Consider the following 15,378-nt stretch of genomic DNA (forward strand, 5'->3'; position numbering starts at 1 on the left):
CACGGGTCGGCGGGCATCCGTCGTCGCCCCTGCGCGGAGGCGTGGAACCGCTAGCCGGAGCGGCGGAAGCCGATCGTGGGGAGGGCGCGGGCCAGGGGCCACTGGCGGTACGCGGCCGGCAGTACGCCCTCCAGGAACGCGTACCGCTCCCGCAGCGGGAGCCCGCCGCCGGGTGCCGCGAGCCCGTCCACGGACTCCGTGTGGTGATCCCGTACCTGCTGCCACCACGCGGCGATCTCCGACCAGCCGGGCGCGGACAGCGAGCCGCCGAACTCCTGCACCGACAGCGCCGCCGTCAGGCCCGCGAACGCCAGCCGGTCGGCCAGCGGCCAGCCCGCGAGCGTGCCCGTGACGAAGCCCGCCACGAAGACGTCGCCCGCGCCCGTGGGGTCCAGCGCCTCCACCGCGATCGCCGGCACCTCGGCGCTCTCGCCGGTACGCGCGTCCACCGCGCAGGCGCCCCGCGAACCCATGGTGACCACCGCGACCGGCACCAGGTCGGCGAGCTTACGGGCGGCGGCCTGCGGCGAGTCCGTACGCGTGTACCGCATCGCCTCCTCGGCGTTCGGCAGGAACGCCTCGCAGTGTTCGAGGTCGGCGAGGTCGGCCGGGTCCCAGCGCCCGGTGTCGTCCCAGCCCACGTCCGCGAAGATCCGGGCGCCGCGGTCCGCCGCGCAGCCCAGCCAGCCCTCCCGTCGCCCCGGCACGAGCGACGCGACGCAGGCGCGCGAGGCGGGCGGGCACCCCGGCGCGTGCGCCCCGTCGAAGGCGGACTCCGGCGGCGGCGCCTCGTGCCCGTGCGACACCATCGTGCGCTCGCCCTCGTACGCCATGGAGACCGTCACCGGCGAGTGCCACCCGGGCACCTTCCGCGACATCGACAAATCGATGCCCTCGCCCCGGCGCAGCGCGTCCCAGCAGTACTCGCCGTACATGTCGTCCCCGAAGGCCGCCGCCAGCGAGGTGTGCAGCCCGAGGCGGGCCAGCGCGGTCGCCATGTTCGCGACCCCGCCGGGGCTCGATCCCATCCCGCGCGCCCAGGACTCGGTGCCGCGGACCGGCGCCGAGTCCAGCCCGGTGAAGATGATGTCGAGGAAGACCGTGCCGGTGAGGTAGACGTCCGTGGCCGGGTCCTGCGGCCCGCGTACGGCGGCGAGCGGATCGAGCACCGCCGGCGTGGGACTCATGGGAGCGAACTGTTCTCCGCTGTGAGCGCTCACCTTGCCTGCCCCTTTCGTCCGTGCACGTCACGCCAGTGTGCCGGATCAGGGGTGGCGATGGCTGCGAGCGGGGCGGCTTCCGGCACACGTTCGTACAACCTTCGCGCGGCTTGCGGCGCTCCTTCGTGCGGCTTGTGACGCACCTTCGTGCGGTACGTTCCGGCCCATGAGGCTCACGATTCTCGGTGGTGGCGGCTTCCGGGTGCCGCTGGTCCACCGCGCGTTGCTCGACGACCCCTCGCACGCCGTGACGGAGGTGACGCTGTACGACACCGATCCGGTCCGGCTGCGGGTCATCGCGGCCGTACTGGAGCGGCAGGCGGCGGGCCGGGAGCGGCCGGTGCGGGTGCGGCTCGCGACGGACCTCGACGACGCCCTGCGCGGCGCGGACTTCGTCTTCTCCGCGATCCGGGTCGGCGGCACCGCGGGGCGCGTCGCCGACGAGCGCGTCCCGCTCGCCGAGGGCGTGCTCGGCCAGGAGACGGTGGGCGCGGGCGGCGTGCTCTACGGGCTGCGCACCATCCCCGTGGCGCTGCACATCGCCGAGCGGGCCGCGGCGCTGGCCCCGGACGCCTGGGTCATCAACTTCACGAATCCCGCCGGGATGGTCACCGAGGCGATGGCGGAGGTGCTGGGCGAGCGGGTGATCGGCATCTGTGACTCGCCGGTGGGCCTGGTGCGCCGGGCCGCGCGGGCGGCGGGCGCCGATCCGGACACGGTGACGTACGACTACGTGGGGCTGAACCACCTCGGGTGGCTACGGTCGCTGCGCTCCGGGGGCCGCGACCTGCTCCCCGGGCTGCTCGCCGACCCCGAAGCGCTCGCGTCCTTCGAGGAGGGCCGGCTCTTCGGCGCGGACTGGCTGCGCGCGCTGGGCGCACTCCCCAACGAGTACCTGCATTACTACTACTTCCGCCGCGAGACGCTCGCCTCCGTACGGGAGGCGGACGAGACCCGCGGTGCCTTCCTCGACCGGCAGCAGGGCGGCTTCTTCGAGGCGGCGGCCGAGCGCCCGGAGGACGCGTACGCGCTGTGGGAGCGCACGCGTCTGGAGCGCGAGGAGACGTACATGGCGGAGAGCCGGGAGGCCAGCGGCGGCTGGCAGCGCGACAGCTGCGACCTGGAGGGCGGCGGGTACGACCGGGTGGCGCTGGCCCTGATGCACGCGATCGCGGGCGACCGGCGGGCCCGGCTGATCCTGAACGTGCGCAACGGTACGACCGTGCCGGCGCTCGCCCCCGAAGCGATCATCGAGACGGTGTGCGAGGTGGGCGCGGACGGCGCCCGGCCGCTGCCGTGCGCCCCGCTCCGCAACGACCAACTGGGGCTGATGCTCCAGCTGAAGGCGGTGGAACGGGCGACGGTGGAGGCCGCCGTCTTCAAGGAGCGCGACGCGGCCCTACGGGCGCTCGCGCTGCACCCTCTGGTGGACTCACCGGCGGTGGCCGCCCGCATCCTGGAGCGGGTCAGCGGCTGACGGACTCCGCCAGGGCGGCGAGGCGGCGCTGTACGTCGTCGCGGGCGCCGCTCCTGCCGGGTACTCGGGTCCGCAGGTTCGCCAGCTCCACGCCCAGCTTCCGCACCTCCTCGCTGTTGCTGACCTGGTGCCAGCAGTGGTGGGCGCGGTCGACGGCGGCCGTGACCTCGGGGTGCGTCTCGCTCTGCCCGCCGGCCAGCCGGACGTGCGCGGACCGCATCCACAGCCCGCTCGCCCGCACCGGCTCGTCGGCCTGCCGGGCCAGCTCCGCCTGTACCTCGATCCAGTGCACCGCCTCGGGCGACACCGGCCCGTGGCTCCGGAGGGCCGCCTGCTCCCAGGCCGCGGCCATCGCGGCGGCCTCCCCGTGCCGCCCGGCCGCGGCAGCGGCGAACACGGCATGGTGCGGATCGACGGCAGGCGCCGCACCGGGCACCGGGGGTATGGCGGCCACCACGGGAATCGGCGGCCGCGTGGGCCGCGCGGGCACCGGAGCGGGCGCGGGCGCGGGAGCCGGGGCGAACTCGGGCGTGGGAGCCGGAGTGAACTCGGGCGTGGGAGCCGGGGCGGGAGCGGGCGCCGAAGCCGGCGTGAGATCCGGGGCAGGCGCGGGCGCCGAAGCCGGCACAGGCGCCGGGGCAGGCGCGGGTGCAGGCTCGGGCGCGGCAGCCGGTGCAGCCACAGGCGCAGGACCCTGCTCAGGAACCGGACTCGGCTCAGGAACCGGACTCGGCACGGGCGCCGCACTCGGTGCCTGCACCGGACTCGGCGCCTGCAGGGGACTCGGTGCCTGCACCGGACTCGGTACCTGTATGGGTCTCGGTGCCGGCGTCTGCACCCCCGCCCCCGCACCCTCCGGCGCCAGCCACAACGTCACCGCACCGTTCAGCCCGGCCTCCCGTGCCGCCCACCCGTGCAGCTCCTCCATACCGGGCCGCACCGCGCCCGTCCCCGCCCGCAGCGCCCGCGCGAGGGCATGTGTGTACGCCGGCGCGGGCTGGTGCCGCTTGTCGCTCCGCTGCACCGTGCCGTACAGCAGGAACGGTCCGCCCAGCGACAGCTTCCCCGTGCCCAGGTCGTGCCAGACCTCCGGCGCCGCCGCCAGGTCGGCCAGTACCGTCGTACTGCCCGGCGGACGGTGCTGCAGTTCCGCGGCGAGCCAGTGCCACGGCAGCGCGGTGTACCGGACCGTGCGGGGCACGGTCCGGGCCAGCGCCAGATGCGGCCTGCCCTGCCGCGCGTCGACCTGGAGGTGCCCCGCGACGTAGACCAGCAACGGCCCCTCGACGGCGGCCGCGGTACGGATGTGGGTCAGCACCGTGTTCGGGTCGTCGGGGTTCGCCAGCTGCACGGCGCTGGCGTACGGAGCGCCTACGAGCCGCGCCGGCGGGACGGCCGCCAGCTGCGGCAGCGCGGCGGTCGCCGGCAGCGGCCGGCGGACCGGCGGATCGGCGGCGATCAGCAAGGCGTAGCCGTGAGCGGTCGGTGCGGTGCTGATTGCCATACGGAGCACGGTAACCGGCCCCCCTCCCGGTACGCATGGGATAGCGGCGCAAAGGTTCGAAAACCGGTAGCAAGCGACGCCGGCGCGGCCCTCGTTCAGTGGCCGCGCGCGATCCATTCCTCCAGGTGCGGTGCCTCGTCCCCGATGGTCGTCGGGTCACCGTGCCCGGTGAGCACCTTCGTCTGCGGCGGCAGGGTCAGCAGCCGCTTCCGGATCGACTCGACGATGGTCGGGAAATCCGAGAACGACCGCCCGGTCGCGCCGGGTCCGCCCGCGAACAGCGTGTCCCCGCTGAAGACGACCCCGAGATCGGGCGCGTGGAAACAGACCGCGCCGGGCGCGTGCCCCGGCGTGTGCAGCACGGTGAGATCCGTACCGGCGATGGTCAGCACCTGCCCGTCCGTCAGCTCCCGGTCCGGAGGGCTGCCCGGATAGGTCAGCTTCCACAGCGGCAGATCGTCGGGGTGGAGATGGATCATGGCACCGGTACGGGACGCCAGCGCGGGCGCCGCGTCGATGTGGTCGTCGTGCGCGTGCGTACAGAGCACGGCACGCAGCCGCCGCCCGCCGAGCGCCGCGAGGATGGCCTCGGCGTCGTGCGCGGCATCAATGACCACCGCTTCCTCGTCGTCCCCGACGATCCACACATTGTTGTCCACCTCCCATGTCCCCCCGTCGAGGGAGAACGTCCCGGAGGTGACCAACTGCTCAATGCGCGCCGCCATCACAGCACCACCACCGAACGGAGAACGTCGCCTTCATGCATCCGCGCGAACGCCTTCTCCACGTCCTCGATCCCGATCGTCTCCGTCACAAACGCACCGAGATCGATCCGCCCCTGCTGATGCAGATCGACCAGCATCGGGAAATCACGAGACGGCAGACAATCCCCGTACCAGGACGACTTCAACGCCCCACCCCGCCCGAACACATCCAGCAACGGCAACTCCAACATCATCTCCGGCGTCGGCACCCCCACCAACACGACAGTCCCGGCCAGATCCCGGGCGTAAAACGCCTGCTTGTACGTCTCCGGACGCCCCACCGCCTCAATGACGACATCCGCCCCGAAGCCACCGGTCAGCTCACGGATCGCCTCAACCGGGTCCACGGTCTTGGAGTTCACCGTGTGCGTGGCACCGATCGTCTTGGCGGTCGCCAGCTTCCGGTCGTCGATATCCACCGCGATGATCTTCGCAGCACCCGCCAATCGGGCACCCGCAATCGCCGCATCACCGACCCCACCACAACCGATCACGGCAACCAAGTCACCCCGACCCACGTTGCCGGTATTGATCGCCGCACCGATACCGGCCATCACCCCACACCCCAGCAGCCCGGCCACGGCGGGCGACACCGCCGGATCCACCTTCGTGCACTGCCCCGCCGCCACCAGCGTCTTCTCCGCAAACGCACCAATGCCCAGCGCCGGCGACAACTCAGTACCGTCCGTCAAGGTCATCTTCTGCCGCGCATTGTGCGTATCGAAGCAGTACTGCGGACGCCCCCGCAGACACGCCCGACACTGCCCGCACACCGCACGCCAATTCAGAATCACGAAGTCACCCGGGACGACGTCCGTGACGCCCTCACCCACCGACTCCACCACCCCCGCCGCCTCATGCCCCAGCAAAAACGGGAACTCATCATTGATCCCGCCCTGCTTGTAATGCAGGTCCGTATGGCACACACCGCACGCCTGGACCTGGACCACGGCCTCGCCGGGGCCCGGGTCCGGCACGGCGATGGTCTCGACGCGCACCGGCTGGTCCTTGCCGGGTGCGATCACTCCGCGTACTTGCTGTGCCATGGGGGCGGCCCCTCTCGATGATCACGTACGGGACGGACCCATACCGTACGCGTTACCCGCATTCCCGCCCAGAGGGCGACACCCCGGGGCCCGGCGCCGGTCATTGCGTCCGCCGCCGCGGACCAGGGCCACCGTCACCGCCGCGAGGACGCCGACGACGGAGAGGCCGATCAGGCCGCCGCGCGTGGAGCCGGTGGCGTCCTCCAAGAGGCCGAAAGCGGTCGGTGAGACGAAGCCGCCGAGGTTGCCCAGCGAGTTGACGAGCGCGATCGCGGGGGCGGCGATCCGGGCGTCCAGGTAGCTCTGCGGGATGGTCCAGAAGACCGGCGAGGAGGTCTTGAAGCCCATGGCGGCCAGGCAGAGCGCGCCGAGCGCGAGCCACGGGGAGACCAGGGTGGCGAGGAGGGTGCCCACCGCGCCCAGCAGCAGCATGCCGACGAGGAACGGGCGGCGCTTGCCCGTACGGTCCAAGAGCCGCCCCGTGACGTACACCGCCGCGATCGCGCACAGCCAGGGCACCGCGACCAGCAGCCCCACCTCGAACTCCGAGAGCCCGCCGATGTCGTCGACGATGCTCGGCAGCCAGAAGGTGACGGCGTACAGGGCGATGGAGATGGCGAAGTACAGCCAGCAGAAGAGGAGCATCTGGGGGTCGGCGAGCAGCTTCCAGCGGGAGACGGCGGCGGTGCCGCGGTCCTGCGTACGGGCGGCCTGTTCGGCGTCGATCGCCGCGGTCAGGCCCGTCTTCTCGGCGTCCGACAGCCAGGTGGCGTCCTCCAGCCGGGAGTCCAGGAAGCGGTAGACGACCAGGCCGAGCACGACGGAGGCGATGCCTTCGATGAAGAACATCCACTGCCAGCCGCTGTGGCCCAGCAGACCGTGCATCTCCAGCAGCGCGCCGGAGACCGGGCCTGCGATGACGGAGGCGGTGCCGGAGCCCATGAGGAAGATCGCGGTGGACCGGCCGCGGTCGGAGTCGGGCAGCCAGCGGGTGAAGTAGTAGATGACGGCCGGGAAGAAGCCCGCTTCGGCGACGCCGAGGAGGAAGCGCAGGACGTAGAACATCTCGGCGCTGGTGACGAAGGCCATCGCGGCGGCCACCAGACCCCAGGTGATCATGATGCGGGTGAGCCAGACCTTCGGCCCGAACCGCTCCATGAGCATGTTGCTGGGGACCTCGAAGATCGCGTACGCGATGAAGAACAGGCCGGCGCCGAACCCGAAGGCGGAGGCCGACAGTCCGACGTCGGCGCGCAACTGGTCGGAATCACCAGCGCGGCACGGCCGGAGTCGTCCACTCCGGGTCGGCGATCCGCATCGCCGCCGCGTCGTCCCGGTCGCGCTGGCTGCCGTCGTCGTCCAGCCAGCGCCGGTGCAGCGCGGCGAGCCGGTCGCGGTCGAGTTCGACGCCCAGTCCCGGGGTGTCGGTGACCGCGACGGCGCCGTTCTTGAAGGCGATCCGCTCGGTGAGGACGTCCTCGGTCTGCCAGGGGTAGTGGCTGTCGCAGGCGTGGTGGAGGTTGGGCACGGTGGCCGCGACGTGCGTCATCGCGGCGAGACTGATGCCGAGATGGGTGTTGGAGTGCATGGAGACGCCGACGCCGAACGTGCGGCAGATCGCGGCCAGTTCACGGGTGTTGCGCAGGCCGCCCCAGTAGTGGTGGTCGGAGAGGACGACCTGGACGGCGCCGCGGGTGAACGCCTCGGCGATCTCGTCGAAGGTCGTCACGCACATGTTGGTGGCGAGCGGTATCTCCGTACGGGCCGCCACCTGCGCCATCCGGTCCGTGCCGCTCGCCGGGTCCTCCAGGTACTCCAGTACGTCCGTCAGCTCGTCGGCCACCTTGAGCGAGGTCGCAACCGACCAGGCGCCGTTGGGGTCCAGGCGGAGCGGCTGCCCGGGGAACTCCTTGGCCAGCGCGCGGACCGCGGCGATCTCCTCGGCCGGCTCGTAGACCCCGCCCTTGAGCTTGAACGAGCGGAAGCCGTAGGTGTCGGCGAGGCGGCGGGCCTGCGCGACCACGCCCGCCGGGTCGGTGGCCGCCGCCCAGTCGTCGGGCTCGCCGCGGCCGCCCGGGTGCTCGGCCCAGCGGTAGAAGAGGTACGCGCTGTAGTCGACGCGGTCGCGGACCTTGCCGCCGAGCAGGGCGTGCACGGGCAGTCCCGCGGCCTTCCCCCAGGCGTCCAGGCAGGCGACCTCGAAGCCGGAGAGGACGGAGAGGCGCAGCTTGTCGGCGGTCTGGACGCCGCGCAGCCCGCCGACGTCCACCGCACCCGCCGCGGTCGCGTCCGGCGAGTCGCCGCACGCCTCGGCCGCGAGTTCGGGCAGCGCGTTCAGATCCGTGACCGAGCGGCCGCGCACCACCTCGGCCAGCGGCCGGGCGATGTCGAGGTACTTGGTGTCGCCGTAGGTCTCGCCGAGGCCGGTCACGCCGCCCTCGGTGACCACCTCGATGATCAGCCGGGGAGTGTACGGCTGGTGCACGCCCTGGGTGTTGAGCAGCGGCGGGTCGGCGACCAGGATCGGCGTCAGCCGGACCTCGCTGATGCTCAGGTCGCGGTGGGCCGGGGCGCTGCCGGTCGGGTCCGCTGCGGTCGTCATCGGGTGGCTCCTACCAGGTCGAGGCCGCGCTCCAGGAGCGCCGCGAGGTCGGTGAGGTCGGCGGGGGACGGGTCGGTGAGCGGGGCGCGTACGGGGCCGACGGGCAGCCCGCGCAGCCGGGCCGCGGCCTTGACCAGCGACACCGCATACCCGGGCACCCGGTCGCGCAGCTCGACGAAGGGGATGTAGAAGCCGGTCAGCAGCTTCTCGACGGTGGCGTCGTCGTGCTCGCCGAGCGCCGTGAAGAACGCGCCGGCGATCTCGGGCGCGAAGGCGTGCACGGCGGAGGAGTACGCGGTGATGCCCAGGCTCGCGTAGGCGCGCGCCTGCAGTTCGGCGGTGGCGGCGCCGTTGAAGAACAGGAAGCCGTCGGGCGCGGCGAGCTTGCCGCGCTGCAGCCGGTCCAGGTCGCTGTGGCCGTCCTTGAGGCCGATGACGCCGGGGATCTCCGCGATCCGGCGGACGCTGTCGGCGGTGAAGGTGACGTGGTCGCGCTGGTAGGCGATCAGCGGCAGGCGGGTGCGGGACGCGACCTCGCGCACCTGGGCGACCAGGCCCTCCTGCGGTGCCTTGACGAGGTAGTGCGGCATCAGCAGCGCCGCGTCGGCGCCGGCGTCCTCGGCGATCCTGGCGAACCGCGCGGCCTGCGCCCAGCCGTAGCCCACGCCGGCGACGACCGGCAGCCGCCCGTCCGCCACCTCGACGGCGGCCCGGATCACCCGGCCGTACTCGTCCTCGTCCAGCGAGAAGAACTCGCCCGTGCCGCAGGCCGGGAAGAGCGCGCCGGGCCCGGCGGCGATCCGGCTCGCGAGGTAGTCGCGGTACGCGGGCAGGTCCAGTGCGCCGTCGTCGGTGAAGGAGGTGAGGGGGAAGGACAGCACGCCGCGGGCCATACCCGCGCGCAAGCGTTCGACGACCGTCATGAACCTGTCTCCATATGTAAATGGCGTCCACGGATGAGAATGGAGGCTAGAGACGGGCATCACAGCCGTCAAGGGCGCGGACAGCCGGTACGGACACCCACGGATGCCGGTACGGACACCCACGGATGCCGGTACGGACACCCGCGGACAGTCCGTACCGGCATCCGCGGCCACTCCGCGCATCCCGCAACCGCCCGCGACAACCCCGCGACCGCCCCGGCAATGCTTTGCCAACGATTTAATCTCCGCGCGTAGATACGCAGAAGCAACGCCTGCTAGATCTACGGGGTCCCCCTTTCCGCCCCCAACTCCGCAGGAGAACCACATGCGTTTCCGCGCGCGCCTGGGCGCCGTCGCCGCCGCGGCGGCCGTCGCCGCCACCACCGCGTTCGGCGTCGGCCAGGCCACCGCCGAACACTCCGTCCCGCGCTCGGACAAGGAGATTCCGAACCTCACCCAGGTCCAGGACAAGATCAAGGCGTACTACGGCGACACCGTCACCGCCGACGGGGAGCACTACGCCTCCCCGAAGAGCAACTACGCCCGCCAGGTCCACGGCATCGAGACGAAGGCGCGGCGCTACCTGGACGGCGCCGCGCGGAACCAGCACGGCTCGGGCAAGCCCGCCATCGTCCTCGACATGGACGACACCACGCTGCTCACGTACAACTTCGAGCTGCAGACCGGCTTCGCCTTCAGCGACAAGGCCCAGGACGCGTACTTGAAGAGCCATGACATGGAGCCGGTCTTCGGGATGGACGCGCTGGTCAACCACGCCCGCGCGAAGGGCTACGAGGTCTTCTTCGTGACCGGCCGCAAGGAGGGCCAGCGCGACTGGAGCGTCCGCAACCTGAAGAACGTCGGTTACGACGTCCCGCTCGACCGCGGGCACGTCTACCTCAAGGACAAGGAAAACCCGCCGTCCTACCTGTCCTGCGGCGCCGGCTGCTCCACCATCGAGTACAAGTCCGGCACCCGCAAGCACATCGAGTCGCAGGGGTACGACATCGTCGCCAACTTCGGTGACCAGCACTCCGACCTGCAGGGCGGCTACGCGGACCGCACCTTCAAGCTGCCGAACCCGATGTACTACCTGCCGTAGCGGGCACCCCGGAGGTACCCGGGCACGCAGGTGCTCAGGTACTCAGCGCCGTTTCGGCAGCGGGACCCGCAACAGGTCCCTGGCCACCGTCAGTTCGCCGTCGTAGCCCGTCTCCCGGGCCTCCCGCTCGAACTCCGACGGGTCGGTGTACCGCTGCGAGAAGTGCGTGAGCACCAGATGCCGGACGCCGGCGTTGCGCGCGACCATGGCCGCCTGGCCCGCCGTCAGGTGGCCGTGCTCGGCGGCCAGCTGCCGGTCGCCGTCCAGGAACGTGGACTCGATGACGAGCATGTCGCAGCCCGCCGCGAGCTCGTGCGCGCCCGCGCACAGCCGGGTGTCCATCACGAACGCGAACGACTGGCCCGGCCGTACCTCGCTGACCTCCTCCAGGGTGACCGTCCGGCCGTCCTCCCGGACGACCGCGCCCTCCCGGCTCAGCCGGCCCACCTCGGGCCCGGAAATGCCGTGCTCGGCCAGCCGCTCGGGCAGCATCCGCCGCCCGTCCGGCTCCTGGAGACGGTAGCCGTAGGACTCGACGGGGTGCGAGAGGCGGCGCGCGGTGAGCATGTAGGCGGGCGTCCCGGCGAGGGTGCCGCCGTCGCCGGTGACCGGCTCCTGGCCCAGCCGGACGGTCTCCCGGTACGCCGTCGAATAGCGCAGCCGCTCGAAGAAGTGCGCCCCGCTCGCGGGGTAGTGGGCGGTGACGGGATGCGGCACCCGGTCGAGGTTGATCCGCTGGATCACCCCGGCCAGGCCCAGGCTGTGGTCACCGTGGAAGTGCGTGACGCACAGCCGGTTGATGTCGTGCGCGGCCACCCCGGCGCGCAGCATCTGGCGCTGCGTCCCCTCGCCGGGGTCGAAGAGCAGGCCCTCGCCGTCCCAGCGCAGCAGATAGCCGTTGTGGTTGCGGTGCCGGGTGGGCACCTGGCTGGCGGTGCCGAGGACGACCAGTTCGCGTACGGACAAGGTGCTGATCCGCTCCCGTGACCTCGCCGCGCCTTATCCGGGCGGCCAGTTGAGGCCGCGGCCGCCGAGCACGTGGGCGTGCGCGTGGAAGACGGTCTGGCCCGCGCCGGTGCCGGTGTTGAAGACGATGCGGTAGCCGGTGCCGTCGACCTTGTCCTCCTCGGCGACCTTGCGCGCCTCGCACAGCACGTCGGCGGCGACCTGCGGCTCGGCGGTGGCCAGGGACGCGGCGTCCGGGTGGTGGACCTTGGGGATCACCAGGACGTGGGTGGGCGCCTGGGGGTTGATGTCGCGGAAGGCGACGGTCGTGTCGGTCTCTCGGACGATCGTCGCGGGCACCTCGCCCGCCACGATCTTGCAGAACAGGCAGTCGGCCTGCGGTTCTCCCGCCACCGGGTGCGCTCCTCACGGATCGTCGGCTCGTACGACCTGATCGTACCGATCCGGGGCGCGACGGCGGTTACTGGCGTGCCGCGCGGTCGTCGTGGGCGTCCCCGTTGCCGTCCCCGTGGGCGTCCTTGCCGTCGTGCCACTTGCCGTCGTCCTGCCACTTGCCGTCGTCGTGGCCGTCGTCGCCGTGGTCGCCGTGGGCGTCGTTCTTGTCGCCGTCCGGGCAGTCGTCGTGGTTGCCGTCGTGCCACTTGCCGTCGTCCTGCCACTTACCGTCGTCGTGACGGTCGCCGTTCCCTCCGTTCCCGTCGTCGCTCCCACCGCCGCTGTTCCCGCTGTCGTCGCTGTTCCCACCGTCGTCGTCGTCGCTTCCGCCGCCCCCGCTGTTGTCCGGGTTGGCGGGGCTCGACGAGGCGTCGGACGCCGGGGCGTTGCAGTTGCCGATGGTGTTCGTACGGAAGATCACCCGGTTCCCGACCCGGGCGACCAGGCCGCTGCCCTCCACGCACCGGCCGCTGACCTCCCTGGTCACCAGTCCGCGGATGGTGATCCGCTCGCCACTGGCGGTCTGGCCCTGACAGTCGACCCGGGTGAGGCCGCCCGAGGTGTCCGGGCCGGTGTCGGCCGTTCCCCTGGGCTCCGGCGCGCCGCCGTTCGGCGCCGACGCCGTGCAGCTCAGCCACCGCACGTCGACCTTCTCCCACTCCAGCGCCCGGGTCCCCTGGCGGTCGGTGGTCACCGCTATCGCCGAGGTGTTGGAGTAGCCGGTCGGCTCGCACGCCGCCGTTCCGGCAGCCACCACCCCCGCGGCCCCCGCCGCTGCCAACGCCCGTAACCAACGGCCCCGCACGCGTCCCGTCATGCCCCGCAGCGTGCCACCGCCGCCGTACGGCCCGACAGGCCCGCTCCGGCCAACTCCGCGCGGCGCTCCCCCGCCCGCCCGGATCGTCACTAACCTGGGCCGTTCAGTACCAGGTTCCGCCACATACGGGAGCGACCCATCATGGCAACGACGCGCACGGCCAGGACCCACTGGGAAGGCAACCTGATGGAGGGCAAGGGCCAGGTCGCCCTGGACTCCTCCAAGGTCGGTACGTACGACGTGAGCTGGCCGGCCCGCGCCGAGGAGCCCGGCGGGAAGACCAGCCCCGAGGAGCTGATCGCCGCGGCCCACTCCTCCTGCTACTCCATGGCGTTCTCGCACGGCCTGGCAGGCCAGGGCTATACCGTCGAGACGGTCGACACCCGGGCCGACGTCACGTTCCAGCCGGGCGAGGGCATCACCGCCATCGCGCTGACCGTCAAGGCCCGCGTCCCCGGTCTCTCGGAGGCGGACTTCCAGGCCGCGGCCGAGGACGCCAAGAAGAACTGCCCCGTCAGCCAGGCTCTGGCGGGCGTCAAGAACATCACGCTCGACGCGACGCTGGTCTGACGCCCCGCACCGGCCGGTTCCGCGCTCCTCGCGCCGAACCGGCCCGCGGTCAGTTCCAGCGGCCCGTACGCCCCAGCAGCAGTGCCGTGGCGGCCGTGCCGGCCGTGGAGGTGCGCAGCACGCTCGCCCCCAGCCGGTACGGCTTCGCGCCGGCCGCCGCGAACAGCTCCAGCTCCTCGGGCGAGACGCCGCCCTCGGGGCCGACGACGAGCACGATGCCGCCGTCGGCGGGGAGTTCGGCGCGGGCGAGCGGCTCGCTGCCCTCCTCGTGCAGCACGGCGGCGAAGGCGGCGCCGGACAGCAGCTCGGCCACGTCCTTCGTCGACGCCGCCGCCGCGACCTCGGGGAACGTCAGCCTGCGCGCCTGCTTCCCGGCCTCGCGCGCCGTATTGCGCCACTTCGTCAGCGACTTGGCGCCCCGCTCGCCCTTCCACTGCGTCACACAACGCGACGCCTGCCACGGCACGATCGCGTCCACGCCGGTCTCGGTCATGGTCTCCACGGCCAGTTCGCCGCGGTCGCCCTTGGGCAGCGCCTGTACGACGGTGAGGCGCGGCCGCGGCGCCTCCTCGGTCCGTACGTCCGTCACCGCGACGTCGAGCCGGTCCTTGCCCTCGACCGCGGCGACCGTTCCGTAAGCGCCGGTGCCCGCGCCGTCCGTCAGCACGATCTCCTCGCCGGCGCGCAGCCGCCGCACCGACACCGCGTGCCGCCCTTCCGGGCCGTCCAGGGTCAGGGTCGCGCCGGGCGCGGCGCCGGCCAGCGAGTCGACGAGGAAGACCGGGGCGGTCACGAGGCACTCCCGAGGGGTCCGGTTCCGGCGGCGCCGGAGGGGTTCGACATGTCGCGTGCGGCGGCCAGTTCGGCCACCAGTACCTCCACCAGCTCGCCCGCGGGCAGCCGCCGGGCCAGCCGGTGGCCCTGGCCCGCCCACAGGCTCATGGCCTGCGGGTCGCCGGCCTTGGCGGCGGCCTTGCGTACCGGGGAGGTGAGGTAGTGGACGGCCGGGTAGGCGGCCGGGGCGTACGGGCCGTGCTCGCGCAGGAAACGGTTCACCAGGCCGCGGGCCGGGCGCCCGGAGAACGCCCGGGTCAGCTCCGTACGGGTGAACAGGGGGTCGGTCAGGGCCCGCTTGTGCAGCGGGTGGGCGCCGGACTCGGGACAGGCCAGGAAGGCCGTGCCGAGCTGGGCCGAGGCCGCGCCCGCCGCCAGTACGGCGGCGACCTGCGCGCCGCGCATCAGCCCGCCCGCGGCGATCACCGGCAGCCGGACGGCCTCGCGGACCTCGGCGATCAGCGTGAGCAGGCCGAAGCCCGCGCCGGTGCCGTCGCTGTGCGGGTCGTCGCGGTGCGTGCCCTGGTGGCCGCCCGCCTCTGTGCCCTGGACGCACACGGCATGTGCGCCCGCCTCCTGCGCGGCCCGCGCCTCGGCGGCCGTGGTGACGGTGACGACGGTGTACGTGCCGACCCGGTCGAGGGCCTGCAGCGTCTTGCGGCCGGGGCAGCCGAAGGTAAAGGAGACCACCGGCACGGGGTCCTCGCGCAGGACGGCGAGCTTGGCGTCGTACCCGTCGTCGGCGGAGCCCGCGGTGTCGCCGAGCTCCGTCTCGTACCAGGTGGCCTCGCCCGCGAGCTGTTCGCGGTAGACCTCGACGGCGGCCGCGTCGGCGAGCTCGGGCTGCGGCATGAAGAGGTTCACGCCGAAGGGGCGGTCGGTCAGCCCGCGCAGCTGCTTGATCTCCTGGTACATGCCGTCGGCCGTCTTGTATCCGGCCGCGAGGAAGCCCAGGCCGCCGGCCGTGCTGACGGCGGCGGCCAGCTCGGGACACGAGGCGCCACCCGCCATGGGGGCCTGCACGATCGGATGGCGGCACAGATCGGTCAGCGCGGTGGGCATGACCACATCGTGTCACGCGGCACGGCCGCCCCTTGAATCGGGGCGACCGTGCCGCG

The 15,378-nt window shown here is 72.6% G+C and carries 15 protein-coding genes; 3 read left to right on the forward strand and 12 right to left on the reverse strand.

Translation table 11 applies throughout. The features are described 5' to 3' along the window. Positions 1–50: 50 nt before the first annotated feature. On the reverse strand, positions 51–1,187 hold the full coding sequence (locus ACZ4MH_RS23895) for a carbohydrate kinase family protein (protein WP_351589393.1): 1,137 nt from the start codon (positions 1,185–1,187) through the stop codon (positions 51–53). Between the two features lie 199 nt (positions 1,188–1,386). Here ACZ4MH_RS23895 and ACZ4MH_RS23900 point away from each other — a divergent pair, with 199 nt between their 5' ends. Then, entirely contained in the window at positions 1,387–2,697 is a 1,311-nt protein-coding gene (locus tag ACZ4MH_RS23900) for a 6-phospho-beta-glucosidase (RefSeq protein WP_351589396.1), read from the forward strand. Here the strand turns inward: ACZ4MH_RS23900 and ACZ4MH_RS23905 are convergent. The 6 genes from ACZ4MH_RS23905 to ACZ4MH_RS23930 all read right to left on the reverse strand — a co-directional run bounded on the left by ACZ4MH_RS23905 (position 2,687) and on the right by ACZ4MH_RS23930 (position 9,536). Continuing rightward, on the reverse strand, positions 2,687–4,201 hold the full coding sequence (locus ACZ4MH_RS23905; RefSeq protein WP_351589399.1) for a hypothetical protein: 1,515 nt from the start codon (positions 4,199–4,201) through the stop codon (positions 2,687–2,689). The genes ACZ4MH_RS23900 and ACZ4MH_RS23905 overlap by 11 nt on opposite strands. Before the next feature lie 95 nt (positions 4,202–4,296). Then, positions 4,297–4,926: an MBL fold metallo-hydrolase gene (locus tag ACZ4MH_RS23910; protein WP_351589402.1), complete on the reverse strand. Its 630-nt coding sequence runs from the start codon at positions 4,924–4,926 to the stop codon at positions 4,297–4,299. Beyond that, the gene (locus ACZ4MH_RS23915; RefSeq protein ID WP_351589405.1) at positions 4,926–6,011 is read right to left on the reverse strand and encodes an S-(hydroxymethyl)mycothiol dehydrogenase; all 1,086 of its coding nucleotides are present in this window, start codon (positions 6,009–6,011) and stop codon (positions 4,926–4,928) included. Before ACZ4MH_RS23915 ends, ACZ4MH_RS23910 begins: the two co-directional genes overlap by 1 nt. 21 nt (positions 6,012–6,032) lie before the next feature. Next, positions 6,033–7,268 carry an MFS transporter gene (locus tag ACZ4MH_RS23920; protein ID WP_351589408.1) on the reverse strand — a complete coding sequence of 412 codons (1,236 nt, stop codon included), beginning with the start codon at positions 7,266–7,268 and terminating at the stop codon, positions 6,033–6,035. Between the two features lie 10 nt (positions 7,269–7,278). Continuing rightward, the gene (locus tag ACZ4MH_RS23925) at positions 7,279–8,613 is read right to left on the reverse strand and encodes a glucarate dehydratase family protein (RefSeq protein WP_351589411.1); all 1,335 of its coding nucleotides are present in this window, start codon (positions 8,611–8,613) and stop codon (positions 7,279–7,281) included. Beyond that, positions 8,610–9,536 carry a 5-dehydro-4-deoxyglucarate dehydratase gene (locus ACZ4MH_RS23930; protein WP_351589414.1) on the reverse strand — a complete coding sequence of 309 codons (927 nt, stop codon included), beginning with the start codon at positions 9,534–9,536 and terminating at the stop codon, positions 8,610–8,612. Before ACZ4MH_RS23930 ends, ACZ4MH_RS23925 begins: the two co-directional genes overlap by 4 nt. Before the next feature lie 325 nt (positions 9,537–9,861). Between ACZ4MH_RS23930 and ACZ4MH_RS23935 the strand changes: the two genes are divergently transcribed. After that, on the forward strand, positions 9,862–10,638 hold the full coding sequence (locus tag ACZ4MH_RS23935) for an HAD family acid phosphatase (protein WP_351589417.1): 777 nt from the start codon (positions 9,862–9,864) through the stop codon (positions 10,636–10,638). Positions 10,639–10,680: 42 nt separating this feature from the next. Here ACZ4MH_RS23935 and ACZ4MH_RS23940 read toward each other — a convergent pair whose 3' ends face one another. From ACZ4MH_RS23940 to ACZ4MH_RS23950, 3 genes are all read right to left on the reverse strand, one after another. Next, a complete protein-coding gene (locus tag ACZ4MH_RS23940; protein WP_351589420.1) occupies positions 10,681–11,604 on the reverse strand; it encodes a ribonuclease Z in 924 nt (307 codons plus the stop codon). A 33-nt stretch (positions 11,605–11,637) separates the two neighbouring features. Beyond that, entirely contained in the window at positions 11,638–11,997 is a 360-nt protein-coding gene (locus ACZ4MH_RS23945; protein ID WP_351589423.1) for a histidine triad nucleotide-binding protein, read from the reverse strand. A gap of 67 nt (positions 11,998–12,064) precedes the next feature. Continuing rightward, positions 12,065–12,856, reverse strand: a complete 792-nt coding sequence (locus ACZ4MH_RS23950; protein WP_351589426.1) for a hypothetical protein — start codon at positions 12,854–12,856, stop codon at positions 12,065–12,067. A gap of 141 nt (positions 12,857–12,997) precedes the next feature. On the opposite strand from ACZ4MH_RS23950, the gene ACZ4MH_RS23955 reads away from it, so the two are divergent. Then, positions 12,998–13,426: an OsmC family protein gene (locus ACZ4MH_RS23955; RefSeq protein WP_351589428.1), complete on the forward strand. Its 429-nt coding sequence runs from the start codon at positions 12,998–13,000 to the stop codon at positions 13,424–13,426. Positions 13,427–13,475: 49 nt separating this feature from the next. On the opposite strand, the gene ACZ4MH_RS23960 is transcribed toward ACZ4MH_RS23955, so the two are convergent. Then, positions 13,476–14,219 (reverse strand): 16S rRNA (uracil(1498)-N(3))-methyltransferase, encoded by a 744-nt coding sequence (locus ACZ4MH_RS23960; protein WP_351589431.1) that lies wholly within the window; start codon positions 14,217–14,219, stop codon positions 13,476–13,478. After that, positions 14,216–15,322, reverse strand: coding sequence for a nitronate monooxygenase (locus ACZ4MH_RS23965; RefSeq protein ID WP_351589434.1), 1,107 nt, complete (start codon positions 15,320–15,322; stop codon positions 14,216–14,218). The genes ACZ4MH_RS23960 and ACZ4MH_RS23965 overlap by 4 nt, the downstream gene beginning before the upstream one ends. Positions 15,323–15,378: the final 56 nt, after the last annotated feature.

This window comes from Streptomyces sp. NPDC026301 (genome assembly GCF_055567935.1).

Bases quoted from the DNA above. Each gene is read 5' to 3' on its own strand.
- ACZ4MH_RS23895 (WP_351589393.1), bottom strand. From the start codon at position 1,187: ATGAGTCCCACGCCGGCGGTGCTCGATCCGCTCGCCGCCGTACGCGGG.
- ACZ4MH_RS23900 (WP_351589396.1), top strand. From the start codon at position 1,387: ATGAGGCTCACGATTCTCGGTGGTGGCGGCTTCCGGGTGCCGCTGGTC.
- ACZ4MH_RS23905 (WP_351589399.1), bottom strand. From the start codon at position 4,201: ATGGCAATCAGCACCGCACCGACCGCTCACGGCTACGCCTTGCTGATC.
- ACZ4MH_RS23910 (WP_351589402.1), bottom strand. From the start codon at position 4,926: ATGGCGGCGCGCATTGAGCAGTTGGTCACCTCCGGGACGTTCTCCCTC.
- ACZ4MH_RS23915 (WP_351589405.1), bottom strand. From the start codon at position 6,011: ATGGCACAGCAAGTACGCGGAGTGATCGCACCCGGCAAGGACCAGCCG.
- ACZ4MH_RS23925 (WP_351589411.1), bottom strand. From the start codon at position 8,613: ATGACGACCGCAGCGGACCCGACCGGCAGCGCCCCGGCCCACCGCGAC.
- ACZ4MH_RS23930 (WP_351589414.1), bottom strand. From the start codon at position 9,536: ATGACGGTCGTCGAACGCTTGCGCGCGGGTATGGCCCGCGGCGTGCTG.
- ACZ4MH_RS23935 (WP_351589417.1), top strand. From the start codon at position 9,862: ATGCGTTTCCGCGCGCGCCTGGGCGCCGTCGCCGCCGCGGCGGCCGTC.
- ACZ4MH_RS23950 (WP_351589426.1), bottom strand. From the start codon at position 12,856: ATGACGGGACGCGTGCGGGGCCGTTGGTTACGGGCGTTGGCAGCGGCG.
- ACZ4MH_RS23955 (WP_351589428.1), top strand. From the start codon at position 12,998: ATGGCAACGACGCGCACGGCCAGGACCCACTGGGAAGGCAACCTGATG.
- ACZ4MH_RS23965 (WP_351589434.1), bottom strand. From the start codon at position 15,322: ATGCCCACCGCGCTGACCGATCTGTGCCGCCATCCGATCGTGCAGGCC.